Origin of the sequence: Arcicella rosea, assembly GCF_014204325.1 — a bacterium.
Lineage (GTDB): Bacteria > Bacteroidota > Bacteroidia > Cytophagales > Spirosomataceae > Arcicella > Arcicella rosea_A.
The window spans coordinates 21,190-28,887 of sequence record NZ_JACHKT010000049.1; the positions used below are offsets into that span (position 1 = coordinate 21,190).

General features: G+C 34.8%; 7 protein-coding genes. 6 read left to right on the forward strand and 1 reads right to left on the reverse strand.

Going from position 1 to position 7,698, the window contains the following annotated elements; genetic code table 11:
* Positions 1-9: 9 nt before the first annotated feature.
* From araA to HNP25_RS20635, 4 genes are all read left to right on the forward strand, one after another.
* The gene (gene araA / locus HNP25_RS20620) at positions 10-1,503 is read left to right on the forward strand and encodes an L-arabinose isomerase (protein ID WP_184137488.1); all 1,494 of its coding nucleotides are present in this window, start codon (positions 10-12) and stop codon (positions 1,501-1,503) included.
* A 97-nt stretch (positions 1,504-1,600) separates the two neighbouring features.
* Positions 1,601-2,260, forward strand: a complete 660-nt coding sequence (fsa, locus tag HNP25_RS20625) for a fructose-6-phosphate aldolase (protein ID WP_184137490.1) — start codon at positions 1,601-1,603, stop codon at positions 2,258-2,260.
* 201 nt (positions 2,261-2,461) lie between these two features.
* The gene (locus HNP25_RS20630) at positions 2,462-3,613 is read left to right on the forward strand and encodes an aldose epimerase family protein (RefSeq protein ID WP_184137492.1); all 1,152 of its coding nucleotides are present in this window, start codon (positions 2,462-2,464) and stop codon (positions 3,611-3,613) included.
* A 75-nt stretch (positions 3,614-3,688) separates the two neighbouring features.
* Positions 3,689-4,171: a hypothetical protein gene (locus tag HNP25_RS20635; protein WP_184137494.1), complete on the forward strand. Its 483-nt coding sequence runs from the start codon at positions 3,689-3,691 to the stop codon at positions 4,169-4,171.
* Between the two features lie 159 nt (positions 4,172-4,330).
* Here HNP25_RS20635 and HNP25_RS20640 read toward each other — a convergent pair whose 3' ends face one another.
* Positions 4,331-5,065 carry a hypothetical protein gene (locus HNP25_RS20640; protein ID WP_184137496.1) on the reverse strand — a complete coding sequence of 245 codons (735 nt, stop codon included), beginning with the start codon at positions 5,063-5,065 and terminating at the stop codon, positions 4,331-4,333.
* Positions 5,066-5,847: 782 nt separating this feature from the next.
* Between HNP25_RS20640 and HNP25_RS20645 the strand changes: the two genes are divergently transcribed.
* Both HNP25_RS20645 and HNP25_RS22010 read left to right on the forward strand, forming a co-directional pair.
* Positions 5,848-6,543: a hypothetical protein gene (locus HNP25_RS20645; RefSeq protein WP_184137498.1), complete on the forward strand. Its 696-nt coding sequence runs from the start codon at positions 5,848-5,850 to the stop codon at positions 6,541-6,543.
* A 114-nt stretch (positions 6,544-6,657) separates the two neighbouring features.
* Positions 6,658-6,822 carry a hypothetical protein gene (locus tag HNP25_RS22010; RefSeq protein ID WP_310587188.1) on the forward strand — a complete coding sequence of 55 codons (165 nt, stop codon included), beginning with the start codon at positions 6,658-6,660 and terminating at the stop codon, positions 6,820-6,822.
* Positions 6,823-7,698 lie beyond the last annotated feature (876 nt).

Genomic DNA, 7,698 nt, shown 5'->3' on the forward strand with positions numbered 1-7,698 from the left:
ATTATCAAAATGATTGACTTAAAACAAAATGAAGTTTGGTTTATTACAGGTAGCCAACATCTTTACGGAGAAGAAACACTTAAACAAGTAGATGAACATTCAAAAATTATTGCAGACGCATTAAACAAGTCTTCAAAAATTCCTGTGACTGTTGTCTTCAAACCCGTTTTAAAAACGCCAGAGGAAATCTACAATATGGCAATCCAAGCAAATTCTGATGCAAAATGTATCGGTTTAATTTGTTGGATGCACACTTTCTCGCCATCTAAAATGTGGATTAATGCTTTGAAAATCTTGCGTAAACCAATTTGTCATTTACATACGCAATTCAATGCTGAAATTCCTTACGCTGATATTGATATGGACTTTATGAACTTGAACCAATCTGCACATGGCGACCGTGAATTCGGTTTTATAGGTGCAAGAATGGGCATTGCTCGTAAAGTAGTGGTTGGTCACTGGCAAGATGAAGAAGTTCATGAAAGAATCAACGTTTGGACAAGAGTTGCTTCTGGTTGGAACGATTTACAAGGTGCTAAATTCGCTCGTTTTGGTGACAATATGCGTTTTGTAGCCGTAACTGAAGGCGATAAAGTAGAAGCTGAAATCAAATTTGGTTATTCAGTAAATACTCATCCAGTAGGTGATTTAGTAGGTATCATTAATTCAGTAAGCGATGCTGCTATCAATGCTTTGATTGAAGAATACGAAGCACAATATACTTTAATGGATTCATTAAAACTTAATGGAAGCCAAAGAAGTAGCTTAGTAGAAATCGCTAGAATTGAAGCTGGTTTACGTTCTTTCCTTACACAAGGAAATTTCAAAGGTTATACAAATACTTTTGAAGATTTACACGGAATGGTTCAATTACCGGGTATTGCTTCTCAGCGTTTGATGGCGGACGGATACGGTTATGGTGGCGAAGGCGACTGGAAAACTTCGGTTTTGGTTCGTACTTCAAAAGTAATGGCAGCTGGTTTGGCAGGTGGAACTTCATTTATGGAAGATTATACTTACCATTTCTCACCAAACAATAACCAAGTATTAGGTTCGCACATGTTGGAAATTTGTCCTACTATCGCTTCTGGAAAACCAACTTGCGAAATCCATCCTTTAGGCATTGGTGGCAAAGCTGACCCTGTTCGTTTAGTATTCAACTCTCCTGCTGGCCCAGCTTTAAATGCTTCAATGGTTGATATGGGCGGACGTTTCCGTTTAATTGTTAACGAAGTAGAAGCTATCGAACCTGCGGCTGAATTACCAAAATTGCCAGTTGCTCGTGTATTATGGAAAACGAAACCAGACTTAAAAACCGCAGCACAAATGTGGATTTTAGCAGGTGGAGCTCACCACACAGTTTACTCGCAAGCACTTAGCCAAGAGTATTATGCCGACTTCGCAGAAATCGCTGGCATAGAATACCTATTGATTAATGATAAAACGGATTTATACCAATTCAAAAATGAATTGCGTTGGAATTCAATGTTTTATAGAAGATAATATTTTTTGAGCTGTGAGCTATGAGCTAAAAAAGCTTAGGTATTAAAACTCATTGCTCACAGCTAAAAACTAATTTTCAACCTTTAACAATAAACTAATGAAATTTTTTATCGATACTGCAAACCTTGCAGAAATTAAAGAGGCTTATGATTTAGGCGTTTTAGATGGTGTAACAACCAATCCATCTTTAATGGCGAAAGAAAATATTAGCGGACAAGAAAACGTAATCAACCATTACAAAGCGATTTGTGATATTGTTGATGGCGACATTTCTGCCGAAGTAATCGCTACCGACTACGAAGGAATGATTGCAGAAGGTCTTGCTTTAGCAGCACTTCATCCGAATATCGTTGTTAAAATTCCGATGATTAAAGATGGTATTAAAGCAATTAAATACTTCTCAGGAAAAGGAATTAAAACTAACTGTACTTTGATTTTCTCGGCAGGACAAGCTTTATTAGCTGCCAAAGCTGGTGCTACTTATGTTTCCCCGTTCGTGGGTCGTTTAGATGATATTTCAATGGATGGGATGAAATTAATCGAACAAATCCGTTTGATTTTTGATAATTACGGTTTTGAAACTGAAATTTTAGCGGCATCAGTTCGTAATCCAATTCATATCTTGAAATGTGCTGAAGTTGGTTCTGATGTTATTACTGCTCCACTTTCAGCTATTTTAGCTTTGTTGAATCATCCATTGACAGACAGCGGTTTGGCAAAATTCTTGGCTGACCACAAAAAATCTGCGGGATTATAAGCATTCACGCCTAATTCAGCACTAATTCAAAAGCGTCATTAATCTTTAGTAATTAATAACGCTTTTGAATACATTATGAAACAATAAGCATGATGTTTTTAAATGATATTTTATACTTTGCCAACAGCATTACTAAGCCATCATAATCTTAGATTTGATTTCACTTAATTTTAAAAATCAACCCAAAAACAATATTTAACAATGAAAAAACAAGTAAAAACAGCTGCTGTTTTGTTTTTATTAGCATGTGTTAGTATGACATCTTGCAATACCTCAAAAAAAGACAACAACAATAATATGATTGAAAAAGTAAGCTTTGGAAAACTTCCAGACGGACAAGAAACTGAACTTTATACCTTGAAAAATGCTTCTGGTATGGAAGTAAAAATTTCTAATTTTGGTGGAACAGTAGTTTCATGGACTGCTCCAAACAATAAAGGAGTATATGAAGATGTAATTCTTGGCTGTGATTCTGTAGCTGGTTATGTAAAAGGCGTGCCATATTTCGGTGCTTTAATCGGTAGATTTGGAAACAGAATTGCCAATGGCAAATTTACCCTTGAAGGTAAAGAATATACACTCGCTCAAAACAACGGAGTAAACGCTTTGCACGGTGGATTAAAAGGTTTTGATAAAGTATTATGGACTGCTACGCCAATCGAAGGTGAAGAACCAGCTTTAAAATTGACTTATACTGCGAAAGATGGCGAAGAAGGTTATCCTGGAAACTTATCTGTTGAAGTAGTATATACTTTACAAAAAGATAATGCTTTAAAAATCGACTATAAAGCTACTACCGACAAAACAACGATTATCAACCTAACGAACCATACTTACTTTAATTTGAATGGTAATTTAGACAGCGATATTCTTGAGCACGAAGTAACATTAAATGCTGATAAATTCTTACCAGTAGATAAAACGTTGATTCCTACAGGAGAATTGAAACCTGTAACTGGTAATGTTTTCGACTTTTTGAAATCAAAGAAAATCAGTGCTGGTATCAACGATACTACTGATACGCAAATCAAAGCTGGTGGCGGTTATGACCATTGTTGGGTGTTGACAGATTCAACTAAAACATTGAAATCTGCGGCAACAGTGTATGAACCTAAAAGCGGAAGAGTATTAGAAGTATTAACAACAGAGCCAGCTATTCAATTCTATGCAGGTAATTTCTTGAATGGAACAATCAAAGGGAAAAACGGTATTATTTATAAACACCGTTCTGGTTTATGTTTAGAAACTCAACACTATCCTGATTCTCCAAACAAGCCAGCTTTCCCAAGCACTGTGTTAAAACCAAACGAAACGTATCAAACGACTACAGTTTATAAGTTTTCTGTAAAATAAATAATAGTTAACTGATATTTATCCCCAATAATTAAAAATCCCCAAAGCTGAAACCTTATTCAACTTTGGGAATTTTTGTTGACTACTGACCAATATCACTTTACTACAGCACTTTACCAATTAACTATCGCCTTTACACCAATCACTACAGCACTTTACCAATTAACTATCGCCTTTACACCAATCACTACGGCATTTTACCAATTAACTATCGCCTTCACACCAATCACTACGACACTTTACCAATTAACTATCACCTTTATACCAATCACTACGGCACTCTACCAATTAACTATCGCCTTTACACCAATCACTACGGCACTTTACCAATTAACTATCACCTTTATACCAATCACTACGGCACTCTACCAATTAACTATCGCCTTTACACTAATCACTACGGCACTTTACCAATTAACTATCACCTTTACACCAATCACTACAGCACTTTACCAATTAACTATTGCCTTTACATCAATCACTACGGCACTTTACCAATTAACTATCGCATTTACACCAATTACTACGGCACTTTACCAATTAACTATCTCTGAGTAATAAAAGGCAACTATATTTAAGTGCTTTACAGGAAGCCCTTTGAGAGTGATTTTAATTTATTATCAATTACTTATCAAAACTTATGTATTAAACTACTCTTAAAATTAAGGCATAAAAAAGCCCCTTCTTTCTCTGTATAGAAGGGGCTTGCCAATAAAGTTAAACGAAACGTTTAAAAGAAATTCCTTTTATTTTATTGTACTCCAAACTATTAATACCAAAAGCTATTTTAATATAAGTTTTCACATCCATCGCAATATCTACTAAACCTGTTTTCTCGCCGTATAATACTTGTTGTCTTTTGCCCCTTGCCAAATCCAAGGCAACATGACTATTAATTACACTTGTGTTTGCCTGTTTTAATTGATTAATAAATTGTGTAAGATTAGCCACTTTTAGCTCCTCCTCATTAGGATTATACTCAGGATGATTAGCTACTACAGCCACCAAAGCACCAAAATGTTCAATCAAATAATTAAAACTTGTCTGAGAAGAAGAATTTGTTTTAGGTACTGTAGCCACACCATCAACCATTATTGGTTCAGGTTTTTCAGAGGCTCTTTTTCCATGAATCTTACGTTTAAAAGATTTTGCCCCTTCCAATACTGCATCATCTACCCCAGAAATCGACAAAGTATTAAACACTTGGTTAGTTAAAGGACGAACATTACTAAAAAGTTTTTTTCGGTTTTCTAAAGCTATATCATATACAGCAATGAGTGCCATAATTTCAGCCATTACCGTTTGTGCTTCGCTCAATAAAGTTTGTAATTGAGGAAATTTGAGGGCATCTCTGGAGGGATTATAAGTAGCACCCAAATTGGAACAATAAGTAATTAAATTTTCGAAATTTGCGATGTTTGCAGCGTTGCCACTGTCTTGTAGATTTGCCATGAGCATATTTGTTAAAGGTTGATAAAACAATGGATAAAAAGATAATTACTCAATAATAAAGTAATTAATATATGTTGAACCAATTATAGTGGCGTATCAGCTAAAATATTATCAACTGATTGTTAGATGATTAAATTTAAAAAATAAACAATTACAAAAACAAAATAAAACTCAATATTTTTCCAGAAACTTATTATACGGTAAAAAATAAGGTAAACGAACAATATTCAATTACCATTTAATAAGTTTTTGAGATAGAAGTTTTGAAATGTTATTGGGATTAAACTATTTGCGGAATGTAATTGAAAACTCTAAGCTATTTTATGCTTTTGCTTGGCGTAGTGTTTTTACTACGTCAGTGTGTCAAGCCTTCTTAGAAGGCAACTCCTAATCCGCAACGGGGGTTTTACAATTCGACAAACTTAAAATGCGTTGCATTTTTGCAATGTAACATTGCTGTACACTATGACGAAGTGTAGGAACACTACGCCAAGCGAGGGATTTTGGGATAAGATTTTTGAAATGTTATTGAGATTAAACTATTTGCGGAATGTAATTGAAAACTCTAAGCTATTTTATGCTTTCACCTGGCGTAGTGTTTTTCACTACGTCAGTGTGTCAAGACTTCTTAGAAAGCAACGCCTAATCCGCAACGGGGGTTTTACAATTCGACGAACTTAAAATGCGTTGCATTTTTGCAATGTAACATTGCTGTACACTCTGAGCGTAGTGTAGAACACTACGCCAAGCGAGGATATTCCAAACCCTCAAACGCAAATATTATGCAACTTATAGAAATAGAACAACAAATTATTAAAGCAGTTTTTGAAGTTTTTGAGGGGATTGAAATAAAATGGGATAAGTACATTCATGATGTATTTTTTATGTATCCCGGAATAGGAAAAAGGATAGATTCGACCTTGTTAAAGGAGAATAATGATATTCCCATTGCACGTTATATTTCACCTATAGAATTATTCAAAATAGACGATGCAATTGATCCAATTAATGACTATTATTTGGAATCACAAGGTTCGGATAGTACTCGTTTTAACAGAATTACTTATCGTATTTTTTCAGATGGTAGGATAGAATCGAAATATTTCTGGGATACAGAGTTTTACATTGAAGATTTACTTTCAACAGCAAGAAACACTGCTCAATGGTTAAATGACCGAATGTTGATGTTGATGTTTGAAGGGCAATTTAGAAAAAAGAGATGGGACTCCGCTATTTTTGAATTTACTGTAGCAAATGGACAAGTAAATTTTAAAGGAACTGCTTCAAACAAGCGTTATAAAAACATACCTATTGATTTAGTTTTACCTACCCATGTTTGTGAAAGTATAGTTTATCACCATGAAGTCACAAACGAAGGAGAGCTAAAGGGCAGATGGAAACCATGGAATAAATTAGTAATCCGAAGTCCTCATAATGATATCGACCTTGATAAGGATGTGGATTATCTTTTGGAATAAATTTAAAATCCCTCGCTTGGCGTAGTGTTTTCACTACGTCAGCGTGTACTGCAATGTTACATTGCAAAAATGCAACGCATTTTATTAGTTTATCACACTTAACTATTTAAGAATATGCCACAGGGCTATCAAATCTATGACCAGTCTGGTCTCTACTACCTAACACTTCAAGTAATTGATTGGGTAGATGTTTTCAGTAGAAAAAACCATCGAGACATCATTATCAACAGTAATAATGACCAATCATGTACATTTGCTAACAATGGCAAAGGAAGCTAATTTATCAAATGTTATTCGGGATTTTAAGAAATTCACGGCATCACAAATTTTAAAGGCGATAGCAACAGAACCAGAAAGCCGTAAAGATTGGATGCTTAAACGCTTTGAATTTTGTAGAAAAACCAGAAGATTGGTTATACAGTAGTGCCAGAAATTATGCAGGATTGAGAAGCCTCATTGAAATAGATTTTATTTAATAGAGTTTTGCAATTCGACAAACTTAAAATGCGTTGCATTTTTGCAATGTAACATTGCAGTTCACTCTGACGTAGTGTAGAACACTACGCCAAGCGAGGGGATTGTTTTTATTTAAAATTTAATATGGATTATTCTTGATGCCAACGGCATCACAGATTTATAACCCAGCTAATCTTGATATATGCGATGACCCCAACGGGGTCACACCTGTTGTTATCGTCTATCATTTCTGCTATAAATCCTCAATCCCTTTGGGATTGTTTCTATTTAAAATTTATTTGGATTATTCTTGATGCCAACGGCATCACAGATTTATAACCCAGCTAATCCTGATAGATACGATGACCCCAACGGGGTCACACCTATTATTGTCGTCTATTATTTCTGCTATAAATCTTCAATCCCAAAGGGATTGTTTTCAATTAAAATTTATTTGGATTATTCTTGATGCCAAAGGCATCACAGATTTATAACCCAGCTAATCCTGATAGATGCGATGACCCCAACGGGGTTACACCTGTTGGGGTCGTCTATCATTTCTGCTATAAATCTTCAATCTCTTTGAGATTGTTTTCAATTAAAATTTAGGCTCAATCCTTAAATTAGGCTGATGACTTTTAATGTATATTTTTGTATTCAAAACATATAAGATATGCAAATACAACTACATAAGATTTT

What these genes read in the sequence shown, in the direction of transcription:
- HNP25_RS22010 (WP_310587188.1), top strand. Translation starts at nt 6,658, where the DNA reads ATGCCACAGGGCTATCAAATCTATGACCAGTCTGGTCTCTACTACCTA.
- HNP25_RS20645 (WP_184137498.1), top strand. Translation starts at nt 5,848, where the DNA reads ATGCAACTTATAGAAATAGAACAACAAATTATTAAAGCAGTTTTTGAA.
- HNP25_RS20640 (WP_184137496.1), bottom strand. Translation starts at nt 5,065, where the DNA reads ATGGCAAATCTACAAGACAGTGGCAACGCTGCAAACATCGCAAATTTC.
- araA (WP_184137488.1), top strand. Translation starts at nt 10, where the DNA reads ATGATTGACTTAAAACAAAATGAAGTTTGGTTTATTACAGGTAGCCAA.
- HNP25_RS20630 (WP_184137492.1), top strand. Translation starts at nt 2,462, where the DNA reads ATGAAAAAACAAGTAAAAACAGCTGCTGTTTTGTTTTTATTAGCATGT.
- fsa (WP_184137490.1), top strand. Translation starts at nt 1,601, where the DNA reads ATGAAATTTTTTATCGATACTGCAAACCTTGCAGAAATTAAAGAGGCT.